The following is a 15779-nucleotide window of genomic DNA, read 5'->3' on the forward strand; positions in this document are numbered from 1 at the left end:
CGGTCTAATGACCCTCACTCCGTCAGAGCGGACAAAGGGTTCGGGCGTCTGGTCAGTGCAGGGAATGGCAGATGGAGCTTGTGTGGGCTAATGAGGATTTGGTGATCGCTGGGCGACCTTTCTCGCGGTTTCCCATTCTGCTATGGGACTCGATGGACAGCTGTATCCCGGCTAATCAGTTCTTTCGTCACTACCTGCTTCGTGGGGCAATTGGCTCTAAGCGTTCATGGCCCAGTACCGGACGCGCACTATACGACTTCTTCGGTTTTCTCCAGGCACATGAGATTGACTGGCGGGACGTGGATCGTGGAGAGGCCAAAAGCCTTGTGGCGGCCTATCGGGACTATTGTCTAGTGGCGTGCAAGCTGGCACCGAATACCACTCGCCAACGCTTGCATTACATTTGCAAATTCTACGAGTTCGCGCTGAAGGAGGGGTGGGTAAAACGACTACCCTTCGACTACGAAGAACGCACTCTAAGGCGCGAAACAGGTTTCCTTGCGCATGTCGATTCTAGTGGCGGGAAAGCAATCGCAAACGATGTAATGCCGCGTAGTCACAAGACCATCCCCAAGTTCCTGAGCATGGTCGAGATCAAGGGGCTCCTGGACGCAGCGGAGAATCCTCATCACCGGATAATGATGCGACTGGCTCTGCATACGGGTCTGCGTCGTGAAGAACTCGCCGCATTCCCGCTCACCTACGTTTTTGACCCGAACGAGGCTCGACGATCTGAATGCAACCTTCGCATTCGGCTCGATCCGTTCGACGGCAGCGGCATGGTGACCAAGGGTAGCAAGCTACGGGATATCTACGTCAGTCGCCAGTTCATGTCCGAACTCTATCGTTATGCGACGAAGCTACGCGGCGAGCGCGCCTCGCTTAGCCCCCCCCTGCAAAAGGCGCTGTTGTTAAACCAATCCGGGGAACCCTATGGCAGCGACGGCAAGAGCCTCAACCGGATTATCAGCCACACTGGGAAGAGAGCTGGAATCAAGGTGAATACGCACATGCTTCGGCATACGTATGCCACCCATACCCTTATCAGTCTTCAACGTAATCCTGCGAGCGGGCTGGAGCCCTTGGTGTTCGTTCAGCGACAACTCGGGCACAGCTCGATTCAGACGACCATGGTGTACCTGCACCTCGTCAATGAAATGGCCGACGAGGCGGTGTTCGCATACAACGATGAGCTGAACGCACTGTCAGGGGCCATCTGATGGGCAAGCGCAAGGTATTTACTAAGACCGACCTCAGCGTTCCGCAAGTCGATTACAGCCGCGACCAAGCGGGTAATGTGGTCATTGTGCCCGAGGCCATCCCTCTGGCGAACACCAGGGTTGAGTTCGGGCGGAACTCTACGAGAGGCCGAAGCTTTGATTTTTCACGCTGGTACGGCGTAGGCATTAACGCCATCACCTATGCTTGCCAGCGCCAGATCGAACGCTTTCTCGCCGGCCAAGAAGGCGCCATCGCGGCCAGCACTATAAGTGGCTACTGCTGGAACGGGCTGCGCAACTTCCTCGACTAATGCGTGCTACGGTCGAGGGCTGTTGGCCGCAACTTGTTTTTGGATGATGTAGGACGGGACCTGATCGACGGTTATCTCGGCCATCTAGCCGGAAAGGGCGTCACGACTACAGGTCAGAAATCCCTCTACACGCACACGAAGCCCGTACTACTAGCCTTAGGGCGCCGTGGATTGATCTCCTTGCTCACCTCCGGCGATGCGGCCACGTTCCCGCGCAATCCGTTCCCGAACAGCAACCGCAAGGCCAAGGGCGAGACGGCGCTGACCAAACGCGAGCGGCAAGCATTCGCGGCGGCGCTACAACTGGCAATTAACCATCTCTGGATCGACAACACTCCTGTAACCGGTGAACTTCTAAGCTTAGCTCTGCTGGCCGTAGCGCTGCATACCGGTCGCAACACCACACCACTGTTGGAAATGACCCGAGATTGTTTGCAGCCGCACCCCAAGGAAAACAGAGTGTTTTTAGTTCTGTGGAAGAGACGCGGCTATAACACCAGCAAAGTAGCCCTGCGCGCCAAGTCGGATGCCGAGTGCGTTCTGGAGTCCACACTGAGCGTGAGAACTAACGTCGAACGTCTGATTCGCCGCGCGATAACCCTAAGCGAGCCTTTAATTGCCGAGGCCCCGGATGATCTAAAGGACCGAGTGTGGCTTTATCGCATACGTACTAACAAACGTGTCAACCAAGTCACAGCCCTGAACGACCAAACGTTATTTTGGGCTATAAGGCGCCTTGTAGCCGAGCATCGGCTGACCGATAGCAACGGTGAACCGCTACGGATCAATGTGTCGCGTCTACGCAAGACGTTTGCCAATCGCATCTTCGAACTAACCAATGGTGATCTGGCGACTACCGCCGCGGCACTCGGCAATACCCCACAGGTGGCCGACCAACACTATCTCAGACCCGACGAAAATGCGCGTCGGAACTGGCGGTTTATGGGCGAGGTGATGGTGCAAGAGTTGCTATCTCGAACTGTAGGGACGACCTATAAAGATACCCCTATGGGCCGCTGCTCAGACCCTGCGAATGGCCAGTACGCTCCGAAACACAATGGCTCCACTTGCATGAACTTCATGAACTGCCTGCGCTGCACACACTATGCGGTGACCGCCGAGGACTTGCACAAGGTGTTCAGTTTTTACTTCCGCGTGCTGGCCGAGCGTTCGCGCATGGACAAACGGCGCTGGGCACGAGAGTACGCCCACATTCCTCGTTTGATCGACCACTACATCGTTGCCGAGGGACTACGACGAGGCATCTTTAAGCCCGCAGCCGTAGTGGCCGCACGTGAACGCGCTCGCACTCTACCGCATTCATTTTGGTCGGTTGACTGGATTGATAGCCTGGAAGTCCTTGTATGAGCGAAATCACCTTAGCGACCGTCAGATTGGCGCCCGTTGACGTTCAGCCGGACGATGTACGTGAACTTCCCGAGTGCGAACGAAACTCCCTCATTATCAGCGCTACTGAAGTGGATAAGCATTGGGTGATTCTCAGCCGCTATGGTGATGACATTTGGCAAATCGACGGATTCACCAGCAATATCCCCGCCAACAAGAAACAGCTGGACTTCAGCACTGTGCCCTCGGCATTTCGGTCGGTAATGAAGGCGATTCTTTACCGCTATTTACGGCGTGGAAGACTTGAGGCTGGTCGCCCTAAAGGCGGCATAGTGCGACAATATTTCTCTGATGCAATGCCATTCCTACGCCACCTGGATGAGCTGAAGCTCGACTGCTTGGGAGCGGTAACACCATTGGCCTGCGCGACATATGTAACTGCCTGCAAGGCGCACCGGCAGCCACGCAGATCCAAGGGCAAGCCGCTATCGCAGGAGGGCCTGCGTCGTCGTTTCGCTGCCGTCGAAGCTATCTATGAATTGAGCAAGTACACCGCCGACCCTATGCCACAGCATCCTTGGCCTGAAACTTCCGCAACGACGATGGCAGGGCTTACGGGCAGCGGCAGCCGCCTGAAGCAAGGCGCCAAAACACCGCTAATCCCTGATGATGTGTTTTGCACTCTATTCGAGCGGGCCCACTTGCAGGTTGAATGCGGCCAGCAACTTCTTGATTTGCGCGATGCGCTTGATGCTCTCGCTGGGAAGTGCAAGGGTCAGTGTCGAGAAACCATCATTCGCGCTAAGAATAATCACTTGAGCGCAATGGGTCGAAAAGGCGGATTGAGGGCATTTAACAGGGCGTTAAACGACTTGCGTACCGCGTGCTATATCGTCTTGGCCAGCACCTCTGGCTGTCGCCATCATGAATTGGCGAACCTCCAAACAGGAGCTCACAAGCGCACCCAAGACGATGAAGGCAGCGTTTACCACTGGATGCGCTCTAGGTCAGAAAAGACCGATGCCGGTATTCATGATTGGATGATCCCCGAGGCTGGCGTGCGTGCTCTGCGCGTGATGGAACGTTGGTGCGAACCCTACCAGACCATGATCACGACCGAGATTCTTAAGCGTCGTCGCGCCAACCCTCAGGATCCAATCATTACCGAGGCGCACAATCACCGCCGTGCACTCTTTCTCGGCCTATACCCAAGAAAGCGCAACCAAGTAAGGACGCTTACCAGTTGCTCGTTGGGGACAAACCTCAATGCTTTCGCCAAGGATTGCGGTCTGAGCTGGAAATTCGCCAGCCACCAGTTTCGGCGCAAATTCGCCAACTACGCAGCGCACAGTCGTTTCGGTGACCTGCGCTATCTTAAGGAGCATTTTGCGCATTGGTCGCTGGACATGACCTTGGGCTACGCCATGGATGAAAGCTGGGGACAGCATCTAAACCTAGAACTGTACGCCGATGTACTGGGGGAATTGGAAGATATAAAACTGGGCGTCGTCGATAGCTGGCTGGGTGACGACTACTTGGCCGGAGGCTATGGCCGCGCACTCAAGCAGTGGCAGCGGGAGCCGAAGAACCTGCTGATCTTCAAGGATCACGCGTCGATGCTGAAATCCATAGCTGAGAGCACTGCGATTCGAAGCAACGGCCATGCCTGGTGCACAGCAGACAATAACGGTTGCGTAGGCAATAACCTTGAGCGCAGTCGCTGTAGCAACTGCAACAATGCCGTCATCGGAAGCCGCCACTCGGCTATCTACCAGCGACTCTATGATGATCTGAAAGGGCTACTGCATTGCCAGGACATTGGAGAGAGTGGCCGCCAACGTGTTGAGCGCGACCTCAATCGCTGCCGAGACGTACTGGTCCAGTTAGGCATGGACTCAGAGACGCTGATCGCATGAAGCCCAAGGACAAGACAACCAAATACAAGCCGGCTGAAGACCGTGAAAAGGATCTGAAGCTAGCCCTCCACCGCATTCAAAAAGGCCGTGCACACACTGGGGAAACCAAGGTAACCATTGCAGCAGTCGCCCGCGAGGCGGGCGTATCGACGGCACTGATCCACAATCACTACCCAGTTATTGCTGAGGCTATCCGAGAGGTTCAAGGCCGCTCAAGTCGCGTCATGCGTGACGTGAAACAACAAGACTTGGTTACGGAACGCAGAAAGTCCGCGGCCTACCGTCTGGAAATCGAGGAACTGCGAGCTAAGATCGCCAGTCTCGCGTCCGTCAACGAGGTGCTTTTAGACGAAAACCGTGTACTTAAGGCTAAATTGGCCGACCGTAAGGTGATCGATCTGCCTTCAAGAAAGGGATAGGTCGTTTCCCAAGGATCGGTGGTATGACTTATTTGCTGCCCAACGGTTGCAGACGCAATCCTTGTCCGAATCGTACTCAAATCTCATTTTATTCAGCCTAGCGGAGCGTGTTTGCCTACGGTCAGAAGCTGAAACCGCTGAGATTTTCAGCAAGCGTGAAGTTTTCGCGGGTGATGAATGCGTCGACTGCAACGTGTCTGGTCATGCCAATGAGACTGTTCAAATCGAAGTGACAAGGCCGTGATTGATTTGTAGATTGAAGAGATTTTGAGGCCTGGGATTCTCAGTCTGTTTAGCTGCGATTTTTGGGGGTGAGGAGACTGGGCACGCTCTCACAGGGCATGCTTGGTGTTGGGTTGTGGACCCTAATGATGGCACAAGTGACTTTTTGAAAGGCCTTTGGGTAATTGCACAGACTTGCCCACCCATTTGCATTCGAAGTGACCAGTCATTTGCATCGGATTTGACCGGTACGAGCCGTCGACATGACCGGTAGAAAACGCCCCATAGCAGCCCTTCGCTGCGGGCAGCAGTCGGCCAGAAATATTCAGTCAAGACTTGAAAGTTTCTGTTTTTTTACTTCGTCGGCAAAAGTACATAATTCTACCGATACTTTTGCCACGGGTATGTCTCCGCACATAAGACACTCCATATGATTGAAATTCATAGGCTAATCTGGAAAATCACGCCGGCATTGACCAAATGCCGTGGTGTTATAAATAAATTCAGTAGGCTCGTTCATCTGACAGCGCTCGGCGGTAATGGGTCATCCAAGCATAGATGATTAAAGATCGCTTGAGATGGTGCGGTTGATGTCATGCCAAGCCCACTCTTTAGGATTGGTGCGATCCTGAAGCTCCAGATAGAGCTGACCAACAGCTGGTTGTGGTGACAGGCAGAAAACGGCCAAAAGCTGCCATTCAGGATGGCTATAAAAGTGAGGTCGATTGAACAGCGTTTAAAACCCCGTTGAATTCAAATCCCGTTCGCTTGTGTTGAAAAATAATGGTGTGATTGCGATTGGGCCAAAAGTGTTGGCCTAAGCAAACAAGCTAAGGATGGCAATGAGCAAAAGTACGGTCCGTTTTGCACCATGGGTCGGTCCACACTACGAGCGTGGCATTCACGGTCTACGCATTCTCATGGTCTGCGAATCTCACTATGGGGCCAAGGAACATGAACGCCCGACAGTCACACCCGAGGTATTGAAGGCCCTGGCTTTAGGCCAGAAACACCCTGAAGCCACAGCTAAGCTTCGGAAACATGCGCATTTCACCAAAATAATGGCTTCGATCCTGAATGCTAGGAAGCACTTTTCCAAAGTAGATAGGAGTGATTTTTGGCATTGCATTGCCTACTACAACTTCATCCAAGAGTTTATACCCAGTATCCGCAAAGCACCGTCGAGCGCAGCTTGGGAGAAAGGTAAGCAGCCTTTTACTGAAGTCTTGGAGGTATTGGCACCAGAGCTGATTGTCTGCTTCAGCAAGCGCAACGGTGATCGAGTTACCGCGTTAGCGGGTGGTGTGCCTGTGGCGGTGGCTAATCACCCGTCATCGCAGTTTGCTTATTCCAAAGTCAATCCCATTATCGCTGAACAGATCGAGCGGGCATTAACGCGCAAGGCGCAAGTAGCAGATTTTGATAGTACCAGCGCTCTATATTTACGCTGGTGCGAGGCCACAGCTTCTGCCTTGCCCACACCAGGACAATATCTTTCGGATTCGGATAGGCTTGAGCTTATTGCGAAGCGGATGGAATGGATGTCTGCGCTCGACAGAGCTGCATTGGCGTAGGTCACGCGTTCGCTTCAACAGAAAAGGAAAGAAAAGGGGACCAACCAGAAAAGGGGACTAGTAGCTGAAGTGTGACCTGCGCGCCGCCCGTCTTAGCGACGCACGTGTGCGTTCAATCATGCATGCCTGAATAGCCGATTGCACAGTTGTATTGCTGCTCGCCGGGCAAGATGCCATCATTAACTGAACCCTGGAGCTTCATGCAATGCTCAGGATCTATACCGGCTGCAAAAGGAAATATATGAGCGTCGTGACTGTTAGAACAAAGGACGAACTGGCTAAAGCTAGAAAGTCGGGCGTGGAGCAGATTGTTGTCCAGGGAGAGCTCGCCGACAAGGTCAAGCGTGGAAAGAAGATTGCTTTGGCTGGTTCTATCACCGTCGCAGCTTTGGCGGCAGCGCTTGCTGCCACGCCAATGACCGGAGGCCTCTCATTTCTCGCAGCAGCCCCAGTTGCCGCGCTGACCGGGCTTGAAATCGCCGCCATTATTGCAGCTGCGTCGATTGGACTAGCACTCATAATTGCCTTGTTTAAGGACTATGAAGAGATTTCATACGAAAACGGTAAGCTTGTGCTTAAAAAGAAATCATCATGACTGTATTCATACTAGGCTCCATACTTTTTTAGAAAACAAAGGGGACTGATTTATTTTCTGAGAAATAAATCAGTCCCCTTTTCTTTTGTGTCGGAGTCGATTTCGCCTTTGACGCTGCATGAGCTGGGCGCTTGACCTTCGCCTCAAGATTTTTCATACAGACCCTAATAAGAGCTACGGCATGGTGTAGGAGTTCTGTGACTGCCTTTTGACATTATATTTAATCGCGAAGATAACGTTTCTGTCATTGCTGCCGATAGATGAAATGCCGATGCTATAGATATTGATAAATATGAAGTGGAGAAATTTCATGACGAATAAGTGGGCGTTCCGTTCACTCGTGTCAGTAGGGTGTATTACCATTTACGGCGCTTCGATAGTTTTTTTTGTGCTGCCTGCACTATTGTTCATGCCAAAACTGAAGGATCAGATCCTGGAACCAGCAAAGGGACTATACCGATATGTGCATGCGAATGATGACGTCGATCTGGCATATGGGCGAGCCTGCACGCAAGATCTTAGCGTTTGTATTGATTCTTTCAACTTTCAAGGGGACGTAAAAGAAGGTAGTTACAAGCCTTTCCTGCGTCAAATAATAACTTTGATGAAACTTCACCCAGAGGTTAATACCCTCTGCCTTAACTCAGGAGGCGGCAACCATGAAACGGCTGCGCAAATTGCTGGCTTTATCAAAACCAACCAGTTGAATACGTGCGTGGCTGATACATTGCTCACTGATGAAAAACCACAGGTAGGAGGTGCGCGTTTCACTGCTTCGTGCCAGTCTGCATGTGTATTTATCGTCTATGCGGGCATAAAGCGCTTGGCCCTTGGTGATCGGTTCGTTGTGGGGCTGCACTCATCGAAAAGAAAATTCGAAAGCAGCGACGATGCTGACCGCAGGGTGCTGAATCAGGCTGCCGGCTCTGCTGAGCGCGTAACTTTCATGAGTGATGAGAGTGAACGAAACGTCTTGCGCGAATATAAGGGAAAGTTATCGATTGCTGATGAGGCATTCAAAAAATTTCTGACAGCTACTGCGCTGACTCCAGCCAGCCGCATGTACTATGCGAGCGAAGTGGAACAAATGGAACATCAAATATTTACCCAGCGTTTACACTGATTAAGTTAGCTTGTAACAACAGGTCAAGTGCTGAGGCAATTCTGAGCGGTTGGCCAAACGTGCATGACGTGGCTTGAGCTTGTATTGCCGCTTATCGGTACCATGGCGGAGTTGGCAAGGACGCGTAAACCAAAGCAAGAAGTGATGATTCACTCAGACCAAGGTAGTAGTTCAGCAACTCAGACTGGCAAAGTTTCCTGAAGGCTAACAATGTGTATGTCGGCGAGGAAACTGCCATGCCAACGCCGTTGCCGTAACGAGCAATAGAGCCAGCGACAAAGAATTTTAATACTCACATATGAAGAGTGAATAGATAGTTCAATTTGCTTTATAACCAATAGCCTCAAGGGCTTGCCGGACAATCGCGCTAACCGACTTCGATGCGACTCCTTTACGCATGTTTTTATAAGCAATTTTAGAGAATTCGTGTATTAGATCACAAGATAGGCTTATCGAAACACTTTTACATTCGACACTTTTAATGTCAGGGGTGGATAGCCGAGCAGTCAGCGCAGGGGGAGGTCGTTGCTATGTCCAGACGTCTCCCCAGCCTATGCGACGGACCACTGAGATTGAGCAACTGCTTCTGCATTAGTGGAAACCATCCTTACTTAGGCAAGGTGAGTTGGCCGGACGCTTATCCCACAGGTACAGCGCAAGCCTGAATGCTGTTCATATTCCAGTGGGAGTTGGCTTGCAGGCAATGCGGCCGGTACTGACTACAGCACCTTGGATCGGTGTCTGCTATGGGTCGTTTGCAGCCCATCTCGACAGGCAGCAATCGGCCAAAAGCGGTCGCTCGCAACTGGTTATTACCAACGCTTAGCTGACGGTAGTGACAAGTACAAAGCGACCACAATTTTAGGTCAGCAAACGATGGAAAAAGTTAAGACTTCTCTGAGATGGTGGAAGATTGCTTCCGTAAATATCTGTGAAATTTACGCAAATTTCCAAATCGCCTAAGATCTTTCGAATTTGCGAAGATGCTCTCTGATATTCGGACTCGCAAAATCCTTCCTGAAAAGTAAAATCTACCAAGTCTATTTCGCCCCCTACTGGGACACTACGACCTGAACAATCTTCCACGAAGTTCGTCCATGCAGTTTTTGGCCCAAGCAATGGCATGGATTGTATAAGCGGCTTATTAGGGTCCGCAGCTCCGATTACCGTCACCGAGTTAATAATCATTGGTCCTGTTCCGTGGTTACGAATTTTTACAAAAATACGGCCATCATAGTCGCCAATCATTATGTAGGCGAGCGGCCTAACAGACAGTTTGTTATGTGCTTGCTGACTTTTAAGTGTGGATCGAGCAATCCAGATGGAGACGACAGACAAAATAACTGCTGCCAAAGCGATAGATGCGCTCGCGATTGTAGCAATTGAATTTGCAGTTTCTTTGTTTGCTATGAGCCATTCGAATGCATCTTTAATAACCATTTTTTCACTCAAAAGTCCTAAAAAGAATGAAAATATACCTTGATTCGTCCTTGTGGTCATCTGTCGTCGGCGGTGCGTAGCGCCAAAGTCGGTTAGAAGGGCCTTTTAATTATTTATCCCATATGAAACCAACGCGGAAGGGCTTTTCCTGAAGTTTTGGAACCGCCACCAGCAAAAAGCTCAACTGTGACACATGTTGAACGAGCTGCAGCTGGCTGCCAGTGCTATCGACACCGGTAAAAGTAATCAGAAATGGCGCTTTGTAGCCAATGTTCTGAACGTGAATTTGAATTGACTGACCAAATGTCACGAGTCTTGCGCCTACCTCGTGATCGTCGTCTAGGTTGGATTCAAAAGATATGACGTATTCGTGCAAGCCTTTGAAAACAGCTATGACTGGGTTGTCTCTATCAAATTGCTGCTTGTTTACTACTCTGTTCATCTCGGCTATGAGCGGAGTTCTGACTTCCATCTGCTGATTTCGCCATTAGTTCGCGTAATTCGAAAAACGACGATATACACCAATCCAAAAAACATTTCCGCCATGTGGTTGGGCGGCTTGATCGTTCTTTACATATATCCGGAGCCTCTTACTGGAGCCCCGAGAGCAACACCATCCCATAGAGGGTTATGAAACTCAGGCCCGATGGCTCCCAGACTTGAAACATCATGACAAATTTGATATCGAGCGCCGTCAGCTGAAATCAACTCGACGCTAACTAGTTCATAAGCATTAAAGGCATAGTCGAAATCACTGGGAAGCTTAAATTCAACGGGATGATTTATATAAATTGGCAGAATCTGCCCCGGATCGAGTAGGCAGGAAGTCATCTCTGCATCGTATAAAACTGTGAATGAGTGACTTGATCGCATATGACCAAGCTTGTCAGGACCTCTCAGAATCTCTACAGACTTTACATACAGTGCCTGCTTGCCGTTATTGCTCAAGGTGTATCTGAGGTGTCGCATTGCAGGACTAACAGCACGATCCTTAGTTATATCGTAAATACTGTCTCCAATTTTCAATAAAACAGACTCAGGTGTAAATGTTCTTTCGAGAAGGATCAACATCGCGTTAGAAGGTTTGTGTAGTTGTGAAAAATACAACGCTGCGAATGAAACGAGTAATGCCCCGCCTGAGAAACCCAACGTCATTAAGTCTTTCACTTCCATCTATCAGCTCCATCTGCACCCTGCTTATCACACCCGATTCCAAACAAAATTGCCAGCACGATTTACCGAGGACTGAATCTGCCCCTAATTTAGTAGAGACCCTGAATACCCGCTTTTGGCCGGGAGCAGCCGTTTTTCCAGACGTCCGCTTTTGGCCGTTTTCTGCCGGTTATAGTTACGGAGCGTGCTGGTCAAGTCCGATACAAATGGGTGGTTAGGTCCATGCAATTACGCAGCCTGAAAGGTCTGATACATCGGCGGGCTACAACATAAAACTATACCGGTATTAGGAGTCGTATAGAGTCGCCCGCAGAATTCGGACAAAATCGTACAATAAGTAAATGTGGAACTCCGGCGCAGCCGGATCCCCCTGCAAAAATATCCGCGTCAGCAGGCCTTAAACTGGGTCTTACGGACGAGGTACTGACGATGTGGAATTTTCGGAAAAAGCGGCAAACCGCCGAATAGCAGCGCCAGGTAGAGCGCTCCCTGAACGCCAAGGTGCAGTTTTCGGCCTTGTCTGAGTAGCCTGAGAGGTCTGCCAGCCTGGCGATCAACTGGACGGTGCCAGGGCAGTTCTGAACGGGGCTGAGGGATGATCGGGGGTGAGTCTAGGTGATCCAGTAGGTGACAGCATGATTGACATAGTGATTATCGATTGACTATTGTTCGTCTGCGCCTAAGCGTGAACCACAGGGTGGTTACAGGGATCTTCGGATCGCACCCCGCTTCTGATGTAAGTCAGATGGCCCAGTGCCAGGCAACAGCGCCCTGCCCCGTCGAACGCATGCAGTCGACGGCTGAGAATCCCGCCTAGAGCGGGATTCGTATTTCTGGCCCTTCAATTTTGCGGCTTCGGCCGATTCTGTACTTCCTTGGAGCATTGATCCTTGGGCTTTCTTTGCGTGTCCATCGCGACCATGAAGACATTGCCCCTCTTTTTGTTGATCGGGGTATCCGGGGGAGCCTTCGCCAGTGCGTGCGAAATATGCGCTGGTGACGTGAATCCGCAGCAAGCGGTGTTCGCGATAGAACGCTAGGCATACTTTGTATGGCTCCAGCAGGCCGGTAGCGCTACTCAACACGCGAATGGTGAAAACCGCTCGCCTTCCGTGTGGTGGATCGTAGCGGCATCCAGCTTCTCTATGATGCCCTTGAACTGCTCTGAGGCTTCGTAGCGTTCGACGACTAAGGATTCCGGTTCACTGTTGATGTAGAAAACTTCTCCAATCGACTAAGAAATCCGGGCGACCTAAATCGCCCCGAACCTTCTAGACAGCGAAGCCCAACCGATAGCCCTCAGCGTTTCCCCGAGTTCCGACATAGGCTCGGTGCAGTCAGGCACTGCGTAGGTCCTTTTCTACGCGCTGCAAGCGTTTCAGATCCAACAGCGGGTTGCCGTAAAGAAAGCTTGGTGCGATCTCCTCATTTTTTTTCGAGGGCCGCTCATGTTCATGATCGGGAAAAAATGGCAAGTCAGGATGATCGGGCGCCGAGTCGGCACGGTAGATCTCCTTGCTTGCACCCGGCGGGTACAACATGTATGCGTAGTCCATTAAGGTATTCAGGCGCAGCAACCAATGCCAGCCATCCGATAGAGCAATGCGCAGGTGCCAGCCGCGCTTTCGTTTCAGCGCAGTGCCAACCGTGCCGCCCAAGGCCTCGGCGACCATGGCGTGCAATGATGCGATTAGCTCATCCGGGATAGCATCCCGTCGCTCGACCTCCGGCAGTCCAAGCGAGATCGAGAACAACGTTTCTAGAAAGAGCGCGACACACGGATACTCTTGGGCGGCCTGCAGGTGTTGAGCACATAACGGCAATTGAATCAGCAGACCATTGTCGGCGGCGCTGCTCAACGTAGTGCGTGCACTGGCGACGGAAGGCGCCTTACAAGCCAAACAACTGCCCACTCCAGTAAAAATTACCGATCGGGAGACTGCGGTGTTCTCAAAGCGTCCTTCAGCCATTGCGGCCTGATCTGCAGTCGTGCGGGTCATCCAGGCCTGCCAGGCGTGGAACACAGCCGCAGCCGCCGGCGTGTCGAGTTGTGCGTAAAACGTCTCAGGGGTCGACACAGCGCACCACCCCGTGCCTGCCGCATCATGTTCGCCGATGCCCTGTGCACGCCGATATCGATAGGTTCGCACGCAGCCGCAATGTTCGGTCTGTGCAAAGACTAGAACCTCTTCTTGGGGCTGGCGGATCCTAAACTTCGCGGGGGCAGCGTCCACCAACGTCTGCCACGTCGCGGCCTTATAGGTCACGCTTTCAAGCACGAATGGTAGTCGCCGGGCAAAGCCGTCGAAGTTCTTAAAGGCGAGTGACGCAACGAATAGATCCAGGGTCTCGCCCGTGACCACTTCGTCTCGAAGCTCCTCGAGCAACGAATCGATATTGAATAACTGTGACGTCTGAACGTATGGCACGGCAGTTTCCTTCTGCTAGATAGATATACAGCGTTGTTGCTTAGAGATCCTGCAACTCACTCTTGAATAGCAGCTCATATTTTTTATGAAAAAAACGATCACGACTTTTTTATTTCGGTCGCTGGGCCGTTCAGATGTAACGTCGGCCTCTTCGAACCTGATTGTATCCACATGGGGGAACCAGTGTCCCCCTACCGCTCTTGAGTGGGACGTCGCGGCCTTCAGAGAGCTCCTGAATGACTAAAGTGGGTCAGTGATTACTTTTCCCGCAAAGTTCTTTAATGCAGTTAAGTCGAAGTCTCCCCCAGCTCAGCACTCTCCAAATCGACCGGGACTACTTCCATGATATGAGCCATCGAATAACTAATTTCGACCTCTCCTTGCCTTACCCAATTTATTTACTTGGATCGATGTTTTCGTGTCGGAGCTGCGTTGGCTTCGGTAGGTCGAGAGAGATTGGAGAGGTCACTACTGTCCAAGTACAAGCGGATAGGATTGTCATTTGGTTAGAAAATCCATAAATCCGTCCATAAAACACGTTAGCCAGATGAGCGTTCACCGGGCGCTTACAATCATCCAGCGGTTTCTTGAATTAACAAGAAACTAAACGAACATAGCTCCCGTCGTCAGAGTTTGATTGAAGGGGTCGAAAGTGTTGGATCGGTGCAGTGTTTTCACCTGCCAAAGATAGAATGATCGCACCGCACCTTCCAGTGCGTCCTCCCCCTCCCGATAGCCCCTCCCTCGTGAAGTAAGTGCCGTACCGCAGTTACCACTGAACTGCATGGGGCGCGCAATTCCCCAACCCGCATTCCAGTAACAGAGGTCCGCGATGACGTGCTCCTCAACCTTAATCTCCAATTGTCCCCCGCGAGGAGTAAGTTCGGCTTGGTCGGCGCTAGGAAGCGTCGGAAGAAAAAGCCTTCCAGGATATAGATCGTGTTGGAGATATCCCAAACGGTCAAAACCAAGCGGCGCCGCAAGTGGCCAAGCCTTGCATTGGTCCTCCATCAGCCTATCTAGCGGGGGAGAAGCGAATACGGTTGTCGTGCTCAAAGGTTCATGAGATGCACTACGAAGCATCCAACCGTCGGCCCAGAATTCCTCTAGATTTGCGGCTAAGTCAGCGTCGGCAATACTACTCTCCTCAGTTTGTGACCACCGGACGAGTGAAACCTCCACACACCGCTCCATCGAAATAAATATTGGAGAAGTGAACGCGATCAGTTCGTCATCCGGCCGCGCTGTTTTTACTCGGGCTACCAAGTCTCGCACAGATGATTCGATCGCCTCTCTATCACCATCGAAATCAGTTTTCGCGGGAAACCAAACCGGGCGCTGCGGTCTGATAAAGGCCAAGGTCGGATGAACAGGCAAAGCCAAGAGAGCCTTCGCTTCCGCTCGATCTGTTGGCATGACCCAGAACTTCTCAGCCACCGCCAATGTGCGAAGATATGCGGAAATGCCGCGAAGGGTTGTTCGCGAGGAGATCTGTCCGACGAAACCATCGCCAAGGGGGCGCGAGAAGTGCCAGTGATCCCCTTGGAACGGGGCGTCTGGGTAGGCGGATCGATTCGCCGTCCATTCAAAGGCCATCTGCCGGACGAATGGAAACCCAGTACGGTTCTCGAGCTCGCCCATGGAGGTCCGAAACATCCGGGGCAGATCTGAACCTTGCACGCCGTCAAAGTCTTGGGGGATCTCGAACTCCTCGGGCACCTCCTCTAGTTCTTCATAGTCCCCTTCGGCAAACATGCTAAAGCTATCCAGTAGCAGGTCCGAAAGGATGGATGACCTCGGGATCCTCTCAGCTAGCTTGGAAGTGGGTGAATAGTCGTACGCTTGTGCCGCCATCCAGTAGATGCACAGAACCTCGATCACTTCGGCCTCAATCTTGCGCGTACTCAGCAGTTGGAGCAGTGCGGACTCTGTTTCGGCCCTTAAATCTGGCTCATTTAGCCGAGCGGCCAGTTCCTGCATGGTCCACCACCTTGCAGACGTCGAAGGCCA

At 51.8% G+C, this 15779-nt stretch carries 11 protein-coding genes and 2 pseudogenes; 8 read left to right on the forward strand and 5 right to left on the reverse strand.

Annotation, left to right across the window (positions count from 1 at the left end):
- The first annotated feature begins 71 nt into the window (after positions 1 to 71).
- The 8 genes and pseudogenes from DCO47_RS04525 (at position 72) to DCO47_RS04560 (ending at position 8727) form a co-directional block, all read left to right on the forward strand.
- Positions 72 to 1220 carry a site-specific integrase gene (locus tag DCO47_RS04525; RefSeq protein ID WP_116657562.1) on the forward strand — a complete coding sequence of 383 codons (1149 nt, stop codon included), beginning with the start codon at positions 72 to 74 and terminating at the stop codon, positions 1218 to 1220.
- Positions 1220 to 2899, forward strand: a pseudogene (locus DCO47_RS04530) (hypothetical protein). The gene DCO47_RS04525 and the pseudogene DCO47_RS04530 overlap by 1 nt, the downstream one beginning before the upstream one ends.
- Positions 2896 to 4794 carry an integrase gene (locus DCO47_RS04535; RefSeq protein ID WP_116657563.1) on the forward strand — a complete coding sequence of 633 codons (1899 nt, stop codon included), beginning with the start codon at positions 2896 to 2898 and terminating at the stop codon, positions 4792 to 4794. The pseudogene DCO47_RS04530 and the gene DCO47_RS04535 overlap by 4 nt, the downstream one beginning before the upstream one ends.
- The gene (locus tag DCO47_RS04540; RefSeq protein ID WP_116657564.1) at positions 4791 to 5213 is read left to right on the forward strand and encodes a TetR family transcriptional regulator; all 423 of its coding nucleotides are present in this window, start codon (positions 4791 to 4793) and stop codon (positions 5211 to 5213) included. Before DCO47_RS04535 ends, DCO47_RS04540 begins: the two co-directional genes overlap by 4 nt.
- A gap of 225 nt (positions 5214 to 5438) precedes the next feature.
- Positions 5439 to 5613: pseudogene (locus DCO47_RS04545) on the forward strand (inositol monophosphatase family protein); the annotation flags it as partial.
- Between the two features lie 664 nt (positions 5614 to 6277).
- Positions 6278 to 7009, forward strand: a complete 732-nt coding sequence (locus tag DCO47_RS04550) for a hypothetical protein (RefSeq protein WP_116657565.1) — start codon at positions 6278 to 6280, stop codon at positions 7007 to 7009.
- Positions 7010 to 7250: 241 nt separating this feature from the next.
- On the forward strand, positions 7251 to 7604 hold the full coding sequence (locus DCO47_RS04555) for a hypothetical protein (protein ID WP_116657586.1): 354 nt from the start codon (positions 7251 to 7253) through the stop codon (positions 7602 to 7604).
- A gap of 310 nt (positions 7605 to 7914) precedes the next feature.
- Positions 7915 to 8727 carry a hypothetical protein gene (locus DCO47_RS04560; protein ID WP_116657566.1) on the forward strand — a complete coding sequence of 271 codons (813 nt, stop codon included), beginning with the start codon at positions 7915 to 7917 and terminating at the stop codon, positions 8725 to 8727.
- A gap of 861 nt (positions 8728 to 9588) precedes the next feature.
- Here DCO47_RS04560 and DCO47_RS26895 read toward each other — a convergent pair.
- The 5 genes from DCO47_RS26895 to DCO47_RS04585 form a co-directional block, all read right to left on the reverse strand.
- Positions 9589 to 10227: a hypothetical protein gene (locus DCO47_RS26895; protein ID WP_133247392.1), complete on the reverse strand. Its 639-nt coding sequence runs from the start codon at positions 10225 to 10227 to the stop codon at positions 9589 to 9591.
- 49 nt (positions 10228 to 10276) lie between these two features.
- Positions 10277 to 10639 (reverse strand): DUF6173 family protein, encoded by a 363-nt coding sequence (locus DCO47_RS04565; RefSeq protein WP_116657567.1) that lies wholly within the window; start codon positions 10637 to 10639, stop codon positions 10277 to 10279.
- 98 nt (positions 10640 to 10737) lie between these two features.
- Entirely contained in the window at positions 10738 to 11340 is a 603-nt protein-coding gene (locus DCO47_RS04570; protein WP_116657568.1) for a hypothetical protein, read from the reverse strand.
- 1337 nt (positions 11341 to 12677) lie between these two features.
- On the reverse strand, positions 12678 to 13769 hold the full coding sequence (locus DCO47_RS04580) for a hypothetical protein (protein ID WP_116657569.1): 1092 nt from the start codon (positions 13767 to 13769) through the stop codon (positions 12678 to 12680).
- A 603-nt stretch (positions 13770 to 14372) separates the two neighbouring features.
- On the reverse strand, positions 14373 to 15749 hold the full coding sequence (locus DCO47_RS04585; protein ID WP_256590083.1) for a multidrug DMT transporter permease: 1377 nt from the start codon (positions 15747 to 15749) through the stop codon (positions 14373 to 14375).
- Between the last annotated feature and the right edge of the window lie 30 nt (positions 15750 to 15779).

The organism is Pseudomonas sp. NDM, from assembly GCF_003105095.1.
GTDB classification, from domain to species: domain Bacteria; phylum Pseudomonadota; class Gammaproteobacteria; order Pseudomonadales; family Pseudomonadaceae; genus Aquipseudomonas; species Aquipseudomonas moraviensis_A.

Coding starts and splice junctions, on each gene's coding strand:
- DCO47_RS04540 (WP_116657564.1), top strand. CDS start 4,791: ATGAAGCCCAAGGACAAGACAACCAAATACAAGCCGGCTGAAGACCGT.
- DCO47_RS04550 (WP_116657565.1), top strand. CDS start 6,278: ATGAGCAAAAGTACGGTCCGTTTTGCACCATGGGTCGGTCCACACTAC.
- DCO47_RS04525 (WP_116657562.1), top strand. CDS start 72: ATGGAGCTTGTGTGGGCTAATGAGGATTTGGTGATCGCTGGGCGACCT.
- DCO47_RS04535 (WP_116657563.1), top strand. CDS start 2,896: ATGAGCGAAATCACCTTAGCGACCGTCAGATTGGCGCCCGTTGACGTT.
- DCO47_RS26895 (WP_133247392.1), bottom strand. CDS start 10,227: ATGACCACAAGGACGAATCAAGGTATATTTTCATTCTTTTTAGGACTT.
- DCO47_RS04555 (WP_116657586.1), top strand. CDS start 7,251: ATGAGCGTCGTGACTGTTAGAACAAAGGACGAACTGGCTAAAGCTAGA.
- DCO47_RS04565 (WP_116657567.1), bottom strand. CDS start 10,639: ATGGAAGTCAGAACTCCGCTCATAGCCGAGATGAACAGAGTAGTAAAC.
- DCO47_RS04570 (WP_116657568.1), bottom strand. CDS start 11,340: ATGGAAGTGAAAGACTTAATGACGTTGGGTTTCTCAGGCGGGGCATTA.
- DCO47_RS04560 (WP_116657566.1), top strand. CDS start 7,915: ATGACGAATAAGTGGGCGTTCCGTTCACTCGTGTCAGTAGGGTGTATT.
- DCO47_RS04585 (WP_256590083.1), bottom strand. CDS start 15,749: ATGCAGGAACTGGCCGCTCGGCTAAATGAGCCAGATTTAAGGGCCGAA.